We start from the raw sequence: 16418 nt of genomic DNA on the forward strand, positions 1-16418 counted from the left end.
GCTTATTTATCTACGATCATAGCTTTTAGCTCGGCTTCGCACGATAGCGTACCATCCACGTAGGCTTCGCCTTTTAGTACCCAGATGTTGCCTTTGTGTTTTAGCACCTCGAGGCGGTATTCGAGCCTGTCGCCGGGGCGTATAGGATGGCGAAATTTCGCTCCGTCGATGCTCATAAAATAAACGACTTTATTTTCGATGTTTGCTTGATGCTCGTCGCTCATGCTCTTAAACGCGAGTACGCCACCTGCTTGCGCCATACCCTCGATGATCATCACGCCCGGATATATCGGGTGACCCGGGAAGTGCCCCTGAAATACGGGCTCGCCGATCGTTACGTTTTTATACGCGACGATGTGTTTGGCTGGCTCGAGCTCGGTAACTCGGTCGATTAGCAGAAATGGATATCTGTGCGGGAGTATTTTTTGGATTTCAACGATGTCGATCACTTTAAACCTTGTGAGTAAAATTTAAAGCCGATTTTAGCTAAATTTTGCTAAGAAAAAGATTATTGATTTGGCCGGGACAAAATTTAGCCGCCAAATTTTCGCGCCCGCTTTTTATCTCGAGCGCGCTAAATTTAGCTCAAATTTGCGTTACCAAAACCTCGCGACTATCGCTATAAAGCTCGTCTTTAGCGTAGATCTCGTATCTGCCCGCGCGAATTTCGTCCAGCACGATTATGGGATTTTGGCTAAATTCTCCGCACAGCTCGCGGCGGATTTCCAGCTCGCGAGATACGGCGATAGGAGCGCGGCAAAGCTCGTTTACGCTAGCGAATTTTTCACCCGAGAGCTCGTTAAATTTAGCTAAATTTAATAGCGTCACGCCGTCTCGCAACTCGTCGCAAATTTGAGCCGCCTCGCTCACGCTAAATTTGACGTTTTCGCGCTTAAAATGCGAATAAAGCAAAAAATACGACGGCAGGGCGGCACCGCCAAATTTGACGTAGGCGCGCAGCAGGCGGTAGTTTAGGAAGTACTTACGCGATAGATGAAACGCCGCGCCATTTTCCTCGCACTCGCGCACCTTTTCGTAGAGCTCCAGACGCTCCTCGATGCCGCCTGGCATCACGCGCCCGCTAATCTCACTCATAAGCTCGCTAAGCGGCAGTTTTTGAGCCTCGCGCTGCTTGCTAAGCCCGAAAATACAGCCGCAGTAGTTTTGATGATAGAGTTTATCTTTTTTAGCGAGCTCAAACTGCGCGTTCGTGCCGCCGCCCGCGCGGTAGTCCACGGCAAATGTTTCGAGGCCGTATTCGCCGGCTGCTTTATCCAGCGCGCTTTTTAGCTGCGAGAAGTCCTTTTTCGGACTCATCAGCAGCGTCGTAGTGATCGATTTTTCGCCTAGTTCGCGCGCTTTTTGGGCCGAATTTCCCACGCGAAAATCAAAGCAATACGCACAGCGCTTGCCCTTTTCAGGCTCGTTTTCAAGCCCCTTTGCGCCCCCTAGCCACGCCTCGTATTCGTATTCGCCGCAGATGAGCTCGACGCCTAGCTTTTCGCAGCTTCTTTTTACGTCGCGAAACCTCATCAAAAACTCGCTGTACGGGTGGATGTTGGGGTCGTAAAAATAGCCGATGAGACGCTCGTGCGGATGGTCGGTGCGTAATCTTTGCAAAAAATAGTGGCTGTCAACCGAGCAGCAGATGTGAACTAACATTTTACCTTTCTACGGCTTGTCTCGCGGCGCTATACGTCGTTGTCTTAAAATTTCGCTCGGTCATTACCCACACGGTAACTCCCGTCGCAAAATTTTCAGCCGCCTAGTCTAGCCGTGCGATACTTCGCCTTTTTCGTTTAAATTCATGACGGTCGCGTGTCTCACTCTTAATTAAAATACGCCTATTTTGTCTTGAATAATTTTTGCCGATTTTACTAAATTTAACTGCAAATTTTATTAAAGCTAGGGGCTTAAATTTAAAAACATGCGGCGCGCTAGCGCATTCGCGCCTGTTTAACTTCGCTTCGCTCGTTACGAGACGGCGACAAGTCGCCTTTACAAAGAACGTACAGTGGGGCTAGAGAGGGCTTGGGGGAGGAAGGGGCGACGCTTCGTAAGTAGTCCTGCTTGCAGTTGCGAGCCGCAGGCGAAGTATTTTGAGATGGATTTGAATGTTGCGAAGAAATTTTCGACCGAAGATAGAACATATGGTTCATCGAGGGAGAAAATTTCTAGCTCATTCAAAGACGCTCAAAAGACAAGCCGCAAATCAGAATCAATAACTCAAAAATTCTATTATTTTCTCTTCACACTCCCCGACGCTGCCGCTAAATTTACTCTCAAACTGCGATCTATTAAACGTCCGCTGACGCTTAGCCAGCTGCGCCGTATGCGTGCAGATGAGCTCCTCCAGCTCGGTCTGGGTTTTGATCTCGCCTCGCAAAAACTCGCCGCACTCTTTTAGACCGACCGAGTTTAGCGGCTTTGGTCGCTGAGGATACCATACAAACAGCTCGCGCGCCTCGTCCAACAAACCCTGCTCAAACATCGCCCTAGTGCGCTCTTTGATGCGTCTTCTTAGTTCGCCCCTATCCCAGCTAAGCTCGAAAATCGCCAAATTTGACGCGACGGGGGCTAGGGTATTTTCGCGTAGATACGCGCTTGGAGTCTCGCCATGCCCGTTAGAGCGCAAAAAGGAGTGGATATCAAACCACTTTTGCAAGCGGTAGGTGTCGTTTGCGCTAAATTTGGCGGCAAACTCTGGATCTAGGCTTAAAACTAGCTCGTAAATTTGAGCGTTGCTTAGGCCACTCTCTACGCGCTCAAATTTAGGCGTGAGTCCCGATAGAAGCGCCTTTAGATAAAATCCGCTGCCGCCGGTTATAAATAAATTTTTACCGTTTTTTTGCGCAAATTCGCGAGCCGTTTTATAAACATCAAAAAACATCCCGACGTCAAAATGCTCGTCAGGCATCAGCAAATTTACCCCAAAATGCGGCACTGAGGCTAGCTCGTCCGCACTCGGCTTAGCGCTAGCGATATCGATAAATTTATAAACGCAAAGCGAATCAAGACTCAGAATCACTCCGTTAAATTTGCTAGCAAGCTTTAGCGCGAGCGCCGTTTTACCGCTAGCTGTGGTGCCGATGATGGCGAGTTCTTTCATAAAAATACCTTAAAATTCATGAATCTGCTCAAATTTTATCACAATTTACGCTTTTATAAGATAAAATAAAGCAAAAATTTCAGGAAGATTATGCAAAAATTTATAAATATTTTAAAAGATATTAACGAACTGATCGTCTTTAAGCACTCTATTTTCGCGCTACCTTTTATATTTACTGCGATGATAACGGCGAGCGCGCAGGTAAACGGCACGGCTTGGTTTGGCTGGAAGTTGCTTGTTTTAGGCATTCTTTGTGCGGTTTCGGCGCGAAATTTTGCGATGGCGTTTAACCGCTACAAGGACGAGGACATCGACAAACTAAACCCGCGCACGGCAAGTCGCCCAAGCGTGGACGGACGTATCGGCAGGACGAATCTGCAAATTTTTATCGCGGCAAACGCCGTCATTTTCGTGCTCGTCGCCTATCTAGTAAACGAGCTTGCCTTTTGGCTGAGCTTTCCGATCCTAGCCGTACTTGGCGGATATTCGCTTTTTAAGCGTTTTAGTGAGCTAGCGCATTTAGTCCTCGGTCTCTCGCTAGGGCTTGCGCCGATAGCCGGAGCCGTAGCAGTCACCGGCGAGATACCGCTTTTTAGCGTGCTGCTCTGCCTTGGCGTGATGTTTTGGGTGGCGGGATTTGACCTGCTTTATTCGCTTCAGGATATCGAATTTGACCGCGAGCACGGGCTTTTTAGCATCCCTAGCGTTTACGGCGAAAAGGCTACGATGTTTATCTCGGCGATCTTTCACGCCACGGCCGTGATCTTTTGGTTGCTTTTTGCGTGGGCGGGATGGCTTGGCACGGCGGCCTTTGCGGGCATTTTGCTCTGCGGTGGCATCCTAGTAGCCGAGCACCGCATCGTTGGGCGGGATTTTAGCAAGATCGACCGCGCGTTTTTCACACTAAACGGCTATCTTGGCATACTTTTTTTCGTTTTCGTCTGGGCTAGCTTATGAGACTGGTTCCGGCAAATTTAGACATAGTTTTTGAGGAAATCGGCGAGCGAGAGAGCGAGTTTTTGCGCGAATTCGACAAACTAAGCGGCAACGAGGACGATCCGCTGGGAGCATGGATGAAGCGCGCCAAAGCAAAGGGCGACACAAAGGAAAGCGATCAGGTGATACTAACGCTACTTGTCGAGCTTCATCGCAAATTTGACGAACTAAACGCCTATATAAAAAATGAAAAATTTATAAAGCTCGAGCTTGCATATTCTAGCGCGCTAGACGGGATAAATTTTGAAAATTTTAGGATAAAAGAGGCTAAATTTAAAGAAGGCGTCGGCTACTATGGACGCATTTTTATGCCTATTTTTCCAAAGCGAGATGTGGCGATATTTTTTGAAGCGCTAGATGAAAGAACCGCCAAAATCACGCGCATAAACGAGAGCGACGAGAGCGACTACAACGGCTACGTGACGGCTAGAGAGCGCGCTATGATAAGAGAACTAAAGGAGATGAACGATGAGTAACGATTTGATAATATTTGTTATTTTTGGGCTGATCTTGACGGTGCTTTTCGTGCTGGTTTTTATAAAAGATCTAGAGGCCTCAAGGAAATTTTCAAGATACGAAAAAGCGATCGAAAGCCTGATACAAGAGCTTCACGCGGTAAAAAAACAGGTTGCAAATTTTAGCCAAAGCGAGCCGGCCGAATTTGACGTAGTGCAGCTAGAAAGCAACCTCGAACAGCGCCTAAACGAAAAAATCAATCAAAAAATAACCCCGATAATAAACACCCTCCAAGGCATCGAAAGCTCGATAGATAACTTCCAAAGCCAGCAGCAAGATAGGCTATTTACGCTTGAAGAGCGCACCAAAAGCATTAGCAAGATCTCCGCTCCAAACGGCGAGGACGACGAAAAGCGCATCGTGCAGATGTATAGCGAAGGCAAAAGCGTCGAAAGCATCGCAAAAGAGCTGTGCGTGGGCGTCGGTAAGGTCGAGCTGACGCTAAAACTGAGAGAGCTGATCTAGTGTTAAAACCAAGGCGCGAAATATAAAAAAATAACATTATTTTCATACGCGAATTTTAAAAAAATTTAAAGCTTAAATTCCTATAATGCCTTTTAACCAAATCAAAATTAAATGGTTTTGATAAATTTTAGGGGCGAAAAATGTTAATAGACGGGCACGGACGGACGGTTGATTATCTGCGTATTTCGGTCACGCAAAGATGCAACTTTAGATGCAAATACTGCATGCCTAAAACTCCGTTTAGCTGGGAACCGAGAGAAAATTTACTAAGCTTTGAGGAGCTGTTTTTATTTGTCAAAGTCTGCCTAGACGAAGGCGTAAAAAAGATCCGCATAACCGGCGGCGAACCGCTACTGCGCAAGGACTTGGACAAATTTATCGCGATGATAAACGAGCACAGCCCAGACGTCGATCTAGCCATCACAACAAACGGCTTTATGCTAAAACACTACGCAAAAGCCCTAAAAAACGCGGGTTTAAAGCGCATAAACATGTCGCTTGATAGCTTAAAAACAGAAAAAGCCAAATTTCTCGCGCAAAAAAGCGTTTTGCACGAGGTTTTAGCGGGCCTTGACGCAGCGCTCGAGGCAGGACTAAAAGTCAAGCTAAACACCGTCGCGCTAAGAGGCGTAAACGACGACGAGATTGTATCTTTACTAGAGTTTGCACGCTCTATGGGCTGTCAAATTCGCTATATCGAATATATGGAAAACGTCCACGCAAATGACGAGCTAAAAGGCATGAAATCGGCTGAAATTTTGGATGTCATCGCGCAAAAATATCGCTTTGAAGCGGCCGAAAAAATCCCGACCGGCCCAGCCAGCATCTACCGATTAGAGGACGGCTATACATTTGGCGTCATCGACCCGCATAAACACGATTTTTGCGAGAGCTGTAACCGCATCCGCCTCACGGCCGAGGGGCATCTCATCCCGTGCCTATATTTCGAGGATGCGATGAGCATAAAAGATGCCGTTAGAAAAGGCGATATCGCGGGCGCTAGCGAGATATTGCGTCAAGTGTTGCAAAATAAGCCCAAAGAAAACAAATGGGCGATCGGCGCTCAAAATGAGACCTCAAGCCGCGCCTTTTACCAAACAGGCGGCTGAAATTAGGGCTAAATTTACGCTAGATTTGACGTAAATTTAGCCTGCTTTTATTAAATTTGAATCAAATTTAACTAAGTTCAAATTTTATATTTTTACCCATAAATTTACCGTCGTTTTTTAGCAAAACCCGCTCAAATTTGACGTAAAATCCGCTTAACTCCGTAAAACTACCCTTCAAATTTTGCTATAATCGACCAAAATTTAAAAGGCGAAATTTGAGTTTAAACCTAGTCGAGAGTTTTTTAAGCATCCAAGGCGAAGGCGCAAGTAGCGGCCGTTTGGCGATTTTCCTGCGATTTGCGGGCTGCAATCTAAACTGCGCGGGCTTTGGAGTGCGAACCGTCTCGCCCAAAACCGGCGAAACGCTAACTGGCTGCGACACGATACGCGCGGTTTTTACGGGACATTTTTCGTATCAAAAAATCACCCGCGCCGACGAACTTATAAAAATCACTCAAAATTTGAGCGCAAATTTACGCCGCAAACCTATCGTCGTCATCACCGGCGGCGAACCGCTACTACATCACAAAAACCAAATTTTGCTAGATTTTTTAAATTTTGCGATCAGTGAGGGCTACGAGCCGCATTTTGAGACGAACGGCACGATCGAGGTAGATTTCGCCAAATTTGAAATTTATAAAAAGTGCCGCTTTGCCGTCAGCGTCAAGCTCGAAAACAGCGGCGAGAGCGAGGCTAGGCGCATAAATCAGGCCGCACTAAAAGCCATAAAACAAAACTCCACAGGTAGTTTTTATAAATTCGTCCTGGATAAAAAAAGCGTAGAAAACGGCTCGGCAATAGCGCAAATTTCGCGTATTTTAGAGCTTTGCAACGCGGAAGTCTTTTGTATGCCGCAAGGTTATGATAAAATAAGCCTTGAGCAAAACGCCCTATCCGTCGCGCAGTTTGCGATCAAGCACGGTTTTAGCTACTCCGATCGCCTGCATATCAGGCTTTGGGGCGCAAAAGAAGGGGTTTAAAGCGTAAATTTAGGCGGCATCACCCGCATCTTTACGGCGCGAAACTGTAAAAATTTAATAAACGGAGCTAAGATGATAATAAGAAAAATGTTTAAATTTGAAAACGCTCACATCGTTAGATTTTGTAGCTCGAAACGCTGCAAAACGAGCATCCACGGGCACTCTTACAGGGCTGAAATTTTACTCGAGTCAAATTTTCTCGATAACGCAGGGATGGTGTATGATTTTGGTCTGATGAAGCGCGACATCGGCTGCATTATCGATAGCTTTGATCACTGCACGACGATATTTAGCGGAGATGGTGCCGAGTATAAAAACGATCTCAAAAAGCACTCTGCGCGCTGGATCGAGATCCCGCTAAATCCCTCCGCAGAGCAGTTTTGCAGGATATTTTTCGTGATGATCGATAGGCTTTTAAAAACCACGCAGATGCAAAACGGCGAGCGCGAAGTGAAGCTTCACAGCGTCATCGTCCACGAGACAGACACTGGCTATGCGCAGTGCTTTAGAGAGGATGCGTATAACGCCAAAATGGGCGAGGTAAATTTGAACGAGATCGTCTTTTCCGAGGGAGTGAGAGCCGAGTGGGAGGACGCGGAGCTGTTTGAGAAAATCAAGCTAGGCAAAAAAATAGTAAATCCAAAGGAGGTCTAGCGCAAATGAGGAAAATTTTTGCGATTTTGACGCTGGCGGCGCTGTTTTTTAGCGGCTGCGAGGAGAAAAAGGAGCCCGCATCACTGGATCTTGGAGGCACCGTGCCTAGCGACGTACCCATCGCGCAAAGCGACGCAAACGTAAGTATCGACGAAAATATGCCGCCAGAGCCGGTGCCTGAAAAATGAAATTTAACGAGCATCTCTCGGAGCTCTACGAGCTAGCGCGCTCCATCCACATCGGGCTTGCCTTTACGCTTTTAGCGTTAGTTGCGGCGAACTTTTGCCTGATAAATTTCGGTATAAATTCGCCAGCCTACGCTAAACGCATCAGGCTATTTTTGCCTACCTACTACGCATTTTTGGCCGCAATGATGCTTGCGGGGCTGCTTTTGATGAGCGTTTTTTACTTTTATCCGAGCTTCAAAGCTCTCGTTATGATCGCTGTTTGGGCGCTGCTTATCGGGCTTGGGGCGACGGAGTTTAAGCAGCTAAAAAAGGCGATAAAAACTAAAAATTTCGCCGCCTTTAGAGCCAAAATGCGCCTAAAAATCGCGGCTGATTTTGTTTTGATACTCATTGCAAGCGGGGTGAGATGAAATTTTTATATTCAAAAGAGGCCAAAAACGAGCAAATTAGGCTTGATGGCGAGGCGTTTTTACACCTGAAGGCGCGGCGCGCAAAACTTGGCGAGCGCATCGACGTGCGAAATTTGACCGACGGACAAAACCACATCTATGAAATCGTAAATTTGGACAAAAGGGGCGCGGAGCTAAATTTGATATTTTCGCACGATGTTGAGGCGCGAAATAGCAATCTAACGCTAGCCTGGGCCGTCGTCGATCCAAAAACGATCGAAAAAACCTTGCCAAGCCTAAACGAAATGGGCGTTGGGAAGATCATCTTTTTTTTCGGCGAGTTTTCGCAAAAAAACTTTAAGCTCGATTTTTCGCGCCTAGAGCGTATTTTGATAAGCTCGTGCGAGCAGTGCGGGCGAAACGACTTGATGAAATTTGAAATTTACAAAAGCCTGGACGAGCTAGTCAAATTTTATCCAAACGTCGCTCTCATCGACTTTGACGGTGGAAATTTGGACGGTTACGCGGGCAAGGAAATTTTAGCAATCGGACCCGAGGGTGGATTTAGCGGAAGCGAGCGAGAAGCAGTCGCGAAAAAATACGGGCTGAGAGCAAAAAATATTTTGCGCTCGCAAACGGCGATTTTAGGCATAGCGGCTAAAATTTTAATTTAAATTTGATTTTTTACGAAGTTTTTTGTATAATCTCGCCTTACTTTAAATGAAAATTAAAAAATCAGACGATAAAAGGACAAAAAATGAAAAAAGAAATTCATCCGGAATTTGTTGAGTGCAAAGTAACTTGCGCTTGCGGCAACACCTTCACTACGAAGTCAAACAAAAACGAGATCAGAGTGGATATCTGCTCAGAGTGCCATCCGTTTTTCACGGGCAGCGAAAAGATCGTAGATAGCGCGGGCCGCGTCGATAAATTTAAGAAAAAATATAACTTAAAATAATCCTTTGCTATATTTCGTTCCTACGCCGATAGGAAATTTAAGCGATATCTCGCTTCGCGCTTTGAGCGTTTTGCGCGAATGCGAGGTACTCTTTTGCGAAGATACCAGAGTCGCAAAATCCCTCACAAACCTGCTAAATACGCGTTTTGATGCAAATATAAATATCCAAAAATTTATCCCGCTACACACGCACAACGAAGATGAAATTTTATCCAAAATCGAGCTTGAAATTTTTGATAAAAACGTCGCGTTTTTAAGCGATGCGGGCATGCCGGGCATCAGCGACCCTGGAGCTGCGCTCGTAAATTTCGCGATAAAAAACAACATCACATACGAAGTGCTAAGCGGATCAAACGCTGCACTCTTAGCCGTCGTCGCAAGCGGTCTTTGCGAGAAAGAATTTTGCTTTCTAGGATTTTTGCCAAACAATGGCAAAGAGCGAGCCGCAGCGGTACAAAATGCGCTAAATTCGCCGTTTCCCGCAGTCATCTACGAAAGCCCAAAACGTATACTTTCGCTCATTTTAGACTTTGCTAAACTTGAGCCGGATAGAGAAGTTTTTGCCATAAAAGAAGCGACAAAAAAATTTGAAACCAAATTTAGAGCCACGGCAAACGAACTCGCGCAAAAGCTACAAGAGGCAAATTTAAGCGGCGAGTGGTGCGTCGTTGTGCAGAAAAATCCAAATTTTACCTTTGAGAAAATCACTCAAAACGATATTTTGGAACTTGAAATTTCGCCCAAAGCCAAGTCTAAACTGCTAGCCAAAATCACGGGCCGAAATGTCAAAGAAATTTACTCCGAGCTCACGCGCTAAAACTTACTCGTAGACTCAAACAAACAGCGAATTTATCCAAAAATTTAGCTAAATTTTACCGATTTTTAGCTATTATCAGGCGATGATAATATACGGAAAACAGCTATTTTTGCACATCATAAAAAACTACAAAAAAAGCGTCAAAACAGTCTATCTCGCCAAAGAGTGCGACAAGGCGCTATTTTCACAGATCGTAGGCGTCGGCGCATCGATAAAGCGCGTGGATAATCAAAAAGCCCAAGCTCTTGCGCGCGGCGGCAATCACCAAGGCTTTTTAGCCGAAGTCGAAGAGTTTGAGTTTAAAAGTATCGACGAGATAAAAAAACAAAATTTTATAGCTATTTTATACGGACTTAATGATGTCGGAAACATCGGTGCCATAGTCCGAACGGCGCATGCGCTGGGCTGCAGGGGTATCGTAGTCGTCGCTAAAAATTTGGCGATGGAAGGCGTACTGCGAGCTAGTAGTGGAGCGGCCTACGAGGCAAATATCGCTCTTGTTGAAGACGGTCTTAGCTTGCTGAACGAATTAAAACAGGTCGGTTTTAAAATTTACGCCACGGCAAGCGGCGGCAAAAACGCTCATGAGGTCAAATTTAACCAAAAAGTCGCGCTCGTGATGGGTAGCGAGGGCGAAGGCTTACACAAAAAAGTCCTCGCCAAAAGCGACGAAATAGTAGGAATAAAAATGAAAAACGACTGGGACAGCCTAAACGTCTCGGCTGCGTTTGCCATACTTTGCGATAGGATTATAAATGAATGACATAAGTTTGCTAAAAGAATTAGGGCTTAGCGAGGTCGCCAGAAGAACGCACATCGAGGCAGAATATCTGGGCTATATCGCCGATAAAAATTTTGAAAAGTTGGCACGTTTTAACGTCAAGGGTTTTGTTAAAATTCTGGAGCGCGAGCTTGATATCGACTTTTCGTCGTGGATGCGAGAATACGAGACGTTCATGGCCGAGCACGAGAGCGAGTTAAAGCACAAAACCATAACCATATCGCCTAAAATTCCGGCCTATACCGCAAACGATAAATCGTCTTACGGCGGTATGCTGGGCGGCATCATCGCTATTTGCGCGATCGGCGCTTTAATTTACTTTTTCGAGCCTCAAAAATACATCGGCGACCTCTCGAGTTTCTTTGAGGACAAAAACAAAAGCGTGACTTACTCCGATACAAACGTAGTGCAACAGGCGACTAAAAATTTAGACTCTATCAAAGACGCAAATATCACGATAAGTGTCTCCTCTGCCCCTAAGCAAGAAGACGAGATAAATAAAATCGAAGAGAACGCTTCAAATTTTGCCGTTACCCAAGTAGAGCAACCCCTGCCAGAGTTTAACGTGACGGTTTCTACAAGCACGCAATCAAAACCCGCAGAGCAAAACGTAAGTCAAAATTTGCAAAGCGAGCAAGTTTCAAATTTGACCGACGAAAATGCATCCACCGCAGTCCAAGTAACGCCTAAAAGCGGCGATGTATACCAACTAAACGGACTAAGCGAGATAAAAGTCGTTCCGCGCAGAAAAGTTTGGCTCGGCGTGATAAATTTGGACGACAACAAAAAGAAATCTCAAAATGCCTCAAATGCCGTGTCTATCGAAATAGGCAAAAAACAACTCATCGTCACCGGACACGGAGAGATAAATTTAGAAATCGGCGATCAAAATATCAAATTTAGCGGCGATAATCCAAAGCGCTTTTTGGTAGAAAAAGATAAAGTTACGCCGCTCACATACGACGAATTCGTAGCTCTAAATAAGGGTAAATCGTGGTAAAAAAGCTTTTACTTTTGACTGCTAGTGCGGCTTTTTGCTTTGCGGCTAGCGTGGTGGATATAGCAGGCGGACTGCTAGGTCAAAATAGTGCAAAAGCGACTCAGCTCTTTGGCGATGGCTCGGCATATCTAAACGCAAACGGCAAGCCCGACATCGCTAAAATTTCAAACGTTTTAAAGTCAAATTCGCTCCTACGCCTATCCTACAAGCAAAATGTCAAGGTAAATATCAAATTTATCTCGCGCCAAAATAACCCGCTACTAATCATGAAAATCGCAAAAGACGCTCTCAACGGCCTTGGCTACAACAACATCCTAACGAGCGAATTTTCTAACGCCGGCGGCGCTCTTTGGGGCGTAACGATCGACACCAAATTTATCCCAGATCCCGGCTCGCTCTACGCCGCGCTTAAAGAAAGCGGCACCGAGATAACGGACATAAATAGACCCGGCGAGCTATCCTACGAGTACGTCATCGACGCGTCAAATTCATCTATAAACCAAACTCCGGTGCAGTTTTCGCAAGAAGTTCAGCTCTCAAAGCCACTCGAACCCTATCTCGTCGACGTTAGCGGCGCAAAGAGCGCGACGATAAGCGCTAGCGCAGAGGATCGCTGGTCCGCCGTCGTGAGAATTTTGGATAAAAATCTAAATTTGATCGACGAAAAGCAAAGCAACAAGGCCGTAAATAGCCTAAAAGTCTCGCTCCCTCAAAATACAAAATACATAATGATCGACGATGCGGTCAGCCTAGAAAATATCAAACGGGGACTCAAAATCTACCTAGAGTAAGGAGAAATTCATGTTTGACGAGATTAGATTTAATACCATAGAACGACTTCCAAACTACGTATTTGCCGAGGTGAACGCGATAAAAATGGCGGCACGCCGAGCGGGCGAAGATATCATCGACTTTTCGATGGGAAACCCGGAAGGCCGTACGCCTCAGCACATAGTCGATAAACTCTGCGAAAGCGCGCAAAAAGACAAAACTCACGGCTACTCGGCGAGCGCCGGTATCTACAAACTGCGCCTAGCCATCTGCAACTGGTACAAGCGTAAATACGGCGTAAATTTAGACCCCGACACCGAAGCCGTCGCGGTTATGGGTAGCAAAGAGGGTTTCGTCCACCTAGCCCAGGCCGTGATAAACCCGGGAGACGTCGCCGTGGTGCCAGATCCTGCATATCCGATTCACACACAGGCGTTTTTATTTGCCGGCGGTAGTGTGGCGAAAATGCCGCTAAAATACAACGACAAATTTGAGCTTGACGAAAATAAGTTTTTCGAAGACCTGCTTCACACTATCCGCTCAAGCTCACCAAAACCTAAATACGTCGTCGTAAATTTCCCGCACAATCCAACTACCGTAACCGTACAAAAGAGCTTCTACGAGCAGCTAGTGGCGATGAGTAAACAAGAGCGCTTTTACGTAATCTCCGACATCGCCTACGCCGACCTCACGTTTGACGGATACAAGACGCCGAGCATCTTCGAGGTTGAGGGCGCAAAAGACGTCGCCGTAGAGTGCTATACGCTATCAAAAAGCTACAATATGGCGGGCTGGCGCGTAGGATTTTTATGCGGAAACAAGCGCCTTTGCGCAGCTCTTAAAAAGATAAAATCATGGGTAGACTACGGTATGTTTACTCCGATCCAAGTCTCAGCAACCGTCGCGCTAGACGGCGATCAAAGCTGTGTCGAGGAGATTCGTCAAATTTACGAAAAACGCCGCGACGTGATGTTAGAAGCCTTTGATAGTGCGGGCTGGGAGATGCATAAGCCAAGCTCGAGTATGTTTATCTGGGCGAAAATCCCGCCGCAAGTCGGAAACATCGGTAGTCTCGAGTTTTCAAAGCAACTTTTAACTAAAGCTAGCGTCGCGGTGAGCCCGGGTATCGGCTTTGGCGAAGGCGGCAACGACTACGTGCGCCTTGCTCTCATCGAGAACGAAAACCGCATCCGCCAAGCAGCGCGAAATATCAAAAAATACTTGAAAGAATTTGCATGAATATAGCCATTTTAGGCGTCGGCACGGTCGGAGAAGCCGTAGCTAAAATTTTACTCCAAAACAAAAAACTGATCACAGCAAGATGCGGCGAAGAGATAGTTCCCCTTATCGGCGTCGTTAGAAATTTAAGCAAAAAAAGAGACGTCGAGATCCCACTCACGAACGATATCGATGGCGTCATAAAACGCGACGATATCGACGTTTTCGTCGAGCTTATGGGCGGCGTAGAGGAGCCGTTTAGGGTCGTCAGCCAAATTTTAGAGCGTAAAAAGGCCGTCGTAACGGCAAACAAGGCGCTACTAGCCTATCACCGCTACGCCTTGCAAAATTTGGCGCAAAACACGCCGTTTGGTTTCGAGGCTAGCGTCGCGGGCGGCATACCTATCATCAGAGCCCTTCGCGAAGGCCTTAGTGCCAATCACATCCTAAGCATCAACGGGATTTTAAACGGTACTAGCAACTATATCCTAACCTCAATGATGAGCAAGGGTTCAAATTTCGCGGACGCTCTAAAAAAAGCCCAGGAGCTAGGCTACGCCGAGGCCGATCCGACCTTTGACGTAGGCGGCTTTGACGCGGCGCACAAGCTACTGATCCTAGCTAGCATCGCATACGGCGTGCACGGCAACCCCGAAGACATCCTGATAGAAGGCATCGAAGGCATCACGCCCGAGGATATCTTTTTTGCTAACGATTTCGAGTACGTCATCAAACTACTCGCCATCGCCAAAAAAACGGGCGACAAAGTCGAGCTACGCGTACATCCCGCACTCGTACCAAAAGACAAAATGATAGCCAAAACAGACGGCGTGACAAATGCAGTAAGCGTAGTGGGTGATGCAGTCGGCGAGACGATGTTCTACGGTCCGGGCGCGGGCGGTCCGGCGACGGCAAGCTCGGTCATCAGCGATCTTATCGACATCGCTAGAGACGGCAAATCCCCGATGCTAGGCTACAAGGCGCCGTTTGAGCTAAATGCGCTCGAGCTTTTAGATCCGAGCGAAATTCGCACGAAATATTATTTTAGGCTTAGAGTCGAGGACAAGGTCGGCGTGCTGGCTAAAATCACGAATTTAATGAGCGAAAACAACCTCTCTATCGATAGCTTGCTGCAAAAGCCAAAGGACGAAAGTCCGTATGCGACGCTATTTTTCACGACTCACACGAGCGTAGAAAAAGACGTAAGGCGCACTATGGAAATTTTGCAAGAGCAAGAGTTCGTAAAAGAAAAGCCTTTTATGATGAGGATAGAAGAGTAAAATTTGGGCCTTATAGCGTATCTTTTCGGCAAGAGTTCGGAGGATCTGGCTTGCGAGTTTTTGCTAAAAAACGGCTGCGAGATACTGGCTAGAAATTTTAGCTCCAAATTCGGCGAGATCGATGTCATCGCCAAAAAAGACGGCGTTTTGCGCTTCGTTGAAATCAAAGCTACGCAGGCCGACTACGAGGCAGAGTACCGCCTCACGCCCGCTAAATTTAATAAAATTTTAAAAACTATCGACTTTTATCTGCTACAAAACGGCGCTAACGCCGATTTTCAGGTCGATTTGATCGCGATAAAAAAGAGCGAGATAAAGTGGATAGAAAATATTAGTTTGTAAAAATTCTTATTTAGCTAAAATTTAAATACTTTCGTGTATAATTACGACTATCTTTAAAAAGGAGAATAAAATGGGAAAATACATAGAACTAACGACTGCGAATTTCGACGTCGTCAAAGAGGGCGTTGCGCTAGTAGATTTTTGGGCGCCTTGGTGCGGACCTTGCCGTATGCTTGCTCCGGTCATCGACGAGCTAGCCGAGGAGTTTGAGGGCAAAGCTAAAATTTGCAAAGTAAATACCGACGAGGTGCAAGACCTAGCCGTAGAATTCGGCATCCGCTCGATCCCTACGATTTTGTTTTTCAAAAACGGAGAGCTAGTCGATCAGCTAGTAGGCGCGCAATCCAAGCAAGTCCTATCCGATAAGCTAAATTCGCTGCTTTAATGGCGCTAAAAAATCGGGGAAGCTTGCTTCCCCTAACGTACGTTTTCGCTTCGTTTATCGGTGCAGCGCTGGTAGCAGGCGTATTTGCTTACAATAATTACAGATTTTCGCGGTATAAATTCGTAAATTTTAACGAGCTGGTTTTTTACGAGCAGGCTCAAATTTTTGCACCCAAAGACGATAAATTTTTACTCGTGGTTTTTAGCTCCAACCAATCAGATTGGAAGGAAATTTTAAAAACTTCGACTAAGGATTTAAAAATCGTCGCCGTGGACTTGCTCCAAAAACGCGCGCCAAGCGAGGAAAATATAAATTTCGTCGCTTCGGATATAAATACGATTTTAAAGCTGATGCACGTCCTAAATATCACGGCTTTGCCCGCAAGCGTGGAGCTAAAGGCACAAAAGGGCGGCGCTTATAAACAAGATTCAAAAATAAATAAAATTTAAAAGGAAAAAAT

At 46.1% G+C, this 16418-nt stretch carries 22 protein-coding genes; 19 read left to right on the top strand and 3 right to left on the bottom strand.

Annotation, left to right across the window (positions count from 1 at the left end; translation table 11 throughout):
* Positions 1–2 precede the first annotated feature (2 nt).
* The 3 genes from fabZ to miaA all read right to left on the bottom strand — a co-directional run bounded on the left by fabZ (position 3) and on the right by miaA (position 3109).
* Entirely contained in the window at positions 3–449 is a 447-nt protein-coding gene (gene fabZ / locus EE116_RS00855) for a 3-hydroxyacyl-ACP dehydratase FabZ (protein WP_122872832.1), read from the bottom strand.
* 136 nt (positions 450–585) lie between these two features.
* Positions 586–1662: an epoxyqueuosine reductase QueH gene (locus EE116_RS00860; protein ID WP_122872833.1), complete on the bottom strand. Its 1077-nt coding sequence runs from the start codon at positions 1660–1662 to the stop codon at positions 586–588.
* A gap of 556 nt (positions 1663–2218) precedes the next feature.
* On the bottom strand, positions 2219–3109 hold the full coding sequence (miaA, locus tag EE116_RS00865; protein WP_122872834.1) for a tRNA (adenosine(37)-N6)-dimethylallyltransferase MiaA: 891 nt from the start codon (positions 3107–3109) through the stop codon (positions 2219–2221).
* Positions 3110–3199: 90 nt separating this feature from the next.
* On the opposite strand from miaA, the gene mqnP reads away from it, so the two are divergent.
* The 19 genes from mqnP (at position 3200) to EE116_RS00960 (ending at position 16407) form a co-directional block, all read left to right on the top strand.
* Positions 3200–4066: a menaquinone biosynthesis prenyltransferase MqnP gene (mqnP, locus tag EE116_RS00870; protein ID WP_122872835.1), complete on the top strand. Its 867-nt coding sequence runs from the start codon at positions 3200–3202 to the stop codon at positions 4064–4066.
* Positions 4063–4581, top strand: coding sequence for a hypothetical protein (locus tag EE116_RS00875; protein ID WP_122872836.1), 519 nt, complete (start codon positions 4063–4065; stop codon positions 4579–4581). Before mqnP ends, EE116_RS00875 begins: the two co-directional genes overlap by 4 nt.
* Entirely contained in the window at positions 4574–5086 is a 513-nt protein-coding gene (locus tag EE116_RS00880) for a DUF6115 domain-containing protein (RefSeq protein ID WP_122872837.1), read from the top strand. The genes EE116_RS00875 and EE116_RS00880 overlap by 8 nt, the downstream gene beginning before the upstream one ends.
* Positions 5087–5226: 140 nt before the next feature.
* Positions 5227–6195: a GTP 3',8-cyclase MoaA gene (gene moaA / locus EE116_RS00885; RefSeq protein WP_122872838.1), complete on the top strand. Its 969-nt coding sequence runs from the start codon at positions 5227–5229 to the stop codon at positions 6193–6195.
* A 215-nt stretch (positions 6196–6410) separates the two neighbouring features.
* Positions 6411–7175 carry a 7-carboxy-7-deazaguanine synthase QueE gene (locus EE116_RS00890; RefSeq protein WP_122872839.1) on the top strand — a complete coding sequence of 255 codons (765 nt, stop codon included), beginning with the start codon at positions 6411–6413 and terminating at the stop codon, positions 7173–7175.
* A 72-nt stretch (positions 7176–7247) separates the two neighbouring features.
* Positions 7248–7829, top strand: coding sequence for a 6-pyruvoyl trahydropterin synthase family protein (locus EE116_RS00895; protein WP_122872840.1), 582 nt, complete (start codon positions 7248–7250; stop codon positions 7827–7829).
* 5 nt (positions 7830–7834) lie between these two features.
* The gene (locus EE116_RS00900) at positions 7835–8017 is read left to right on the top strand and encodes a hypothetical protein (RefSeq protein ID WP_122872841.1); all 183 of its coding nucleotides are present in this window, start codon (positions 7835–7837) and stop codon (positions 8015–8017) included.
* Positions 8014–8427: a hypothetical protein gene (locus EE116_RS00905; RefSeq protein ID WP_122872842.1), complete on the top strand. Its 414-nt coding sequence runs from the start codon at positions 8014–8016 to the stop codon at positions 8425–8427. The genes EE116_RS00900 and EE116_RS00905 overlap by 4 nt, the downstream gene beginning before the upstream one ends.
* Positions 8424–9080 (top strand): 16S rRNA (uracil(1498)-N(3))-methyltransferase, encoded by a 657-nt coding sequence (locus EE116_RS00910; RefSeq protein WP_122872843.1) that lies wholly within the window; start codon positions 8424–8426, stop codon positions 9078–9080. The genes EE116_RS00905 and EE116_RS00910 overlap by 4 nt, the downstream gene beginning before the upstream one ends.
* Positions 9081–9163: 83 nt before the next feature.
* The gene (gene rpmE / locus EE116_RS00915; protein WP_002947184.1) at positions 9164–9364 is read left to right on the top strand and encodes a 50S ribosomal protein L31; all 201 of its coding nucleotides are present in this window, start codon (positions 9164–9166) and stop codon (positions 9362–9364) included.
* A 4-nt stretch (positions 9365–9368) separates the two neighbouring features.
* Positions 9369–10181, top strand: coding sequence for a 16S rRNA (cytidine(1402)-2'-O)-methyltransferase (rsmI, locus tag EE116_RS00920; RefSeq protein ID WP_122872844.1), 813 nt, complete (start codon positions 9369–9371; stop codon positions 10179–10181).
* An 82-nt stretch (positions 10182–10263) separates the two neighbouring features.
* Positions 10264–10944: a 23S rRNA (guanosine(2251)-2'-O)-methyltransferase RlmB gene (gene rlmB, locus EE116_RS00925; protein ID WP_122872845.1), complete on the top strand. Its 681-nt coding sequence runs from the start codon at positions 10264–10266 to the stop codon at positions 10942–10944.
* On the top strand, positions 10937–11962 hold the full coding sequence (locus EE116_RS00930) for a helix-turn-helix domain-containing protein (RefSeq protein WP_122872846.1): 1026 nt from the start codon (positions 10937–10939) through the stop codon (positions 11960–11962). Before rlmB ends, EE116_RS00930 begins: the two co-directional genes overlap by 8 nt.
* Positions 11956–12753, top strand: coding sequence for a hypothetical protein (locus tag EE116_RS00935; RefSeq protein WP_122872847.1), 798 nt, complete (start codon positions 11956–11958; stop codon positions 12751–12753). The genes EE116_RS00930 and EE116_RS00935 overlap by 7 nt, the downstream gene beginning before the upstream one ends.
* A gap of 10 nt (positions 12754–12763) precedes the next feature.
* Complete coding sequence (locus tag EE116_RS00940; protein ID WP_122872848.1) at positions 12764–13972, top strand: LL-diaminopimelate aminotransferase; 1209 nt, start codon at positions 12764–12766, stop codon at positions 13970–13972.
* Positions 13969–15231 carry a homoserine dehydrogenase gene (locus EE116_RS00945; RefSeq protein WP_122872849.1) on the top strand — a complete coding sequence of 421 codons (1263 nt, stop codon included), beginning with the start codon at positions 13969–13971 and terminating at the stop codon, positions 15229–15231. Before EE116_RS00940 ends, EE116_RS00945 begins: the two co-directional genes overlap by 4 nt.
* A gap of 3 nt (positions 15232–15234) precedes the next feature.
* Positions 15235–15573 carry a YraN family protein gene (locus EE116_RS00950; protein WP_122872850.1) on the top strand — a complete coding sequence of 113 codons (339 nt, stop codon included), beginning with the start codon at positions 15235–15237 and terminating at the stop codon, positions 15571–15573.
* A 70-nt stretch (positions 15574–15643) separates the two neighbouring features.
* Complete coding sequence (trxA, locus tag EE116_RS00955; RefSeq protein ID WP_122872851.1) at positions 15644–15958, top strand: thioredoxin; 315 nt, start codon at positions 15644–15646, stop codon at positions 15956–15958.
* Complete coding sequence (locus EE116_RS00960; protein ID WP_122872852.1) at positions 15958–16407, top strand: hypothetical protein; 450 nt, start codon at positions 15958–15960, stop codon at positions 16405–16407. Before trxA ends, EE116_RS00960 begins: the two co-directional genes overlap by 1 nt.
* Positions 16408–16418: the final 11 nt, after the last annotated feature.

This window comes from Campylobacter showae (assembly GCF_900573985.1).
Lineage (GTDB): Bacteria > Campylobacterota > Campylobacteria > Campylobacterales > Campylobacteraceae > Campylobacter_A > Campylobacter_A showae_E.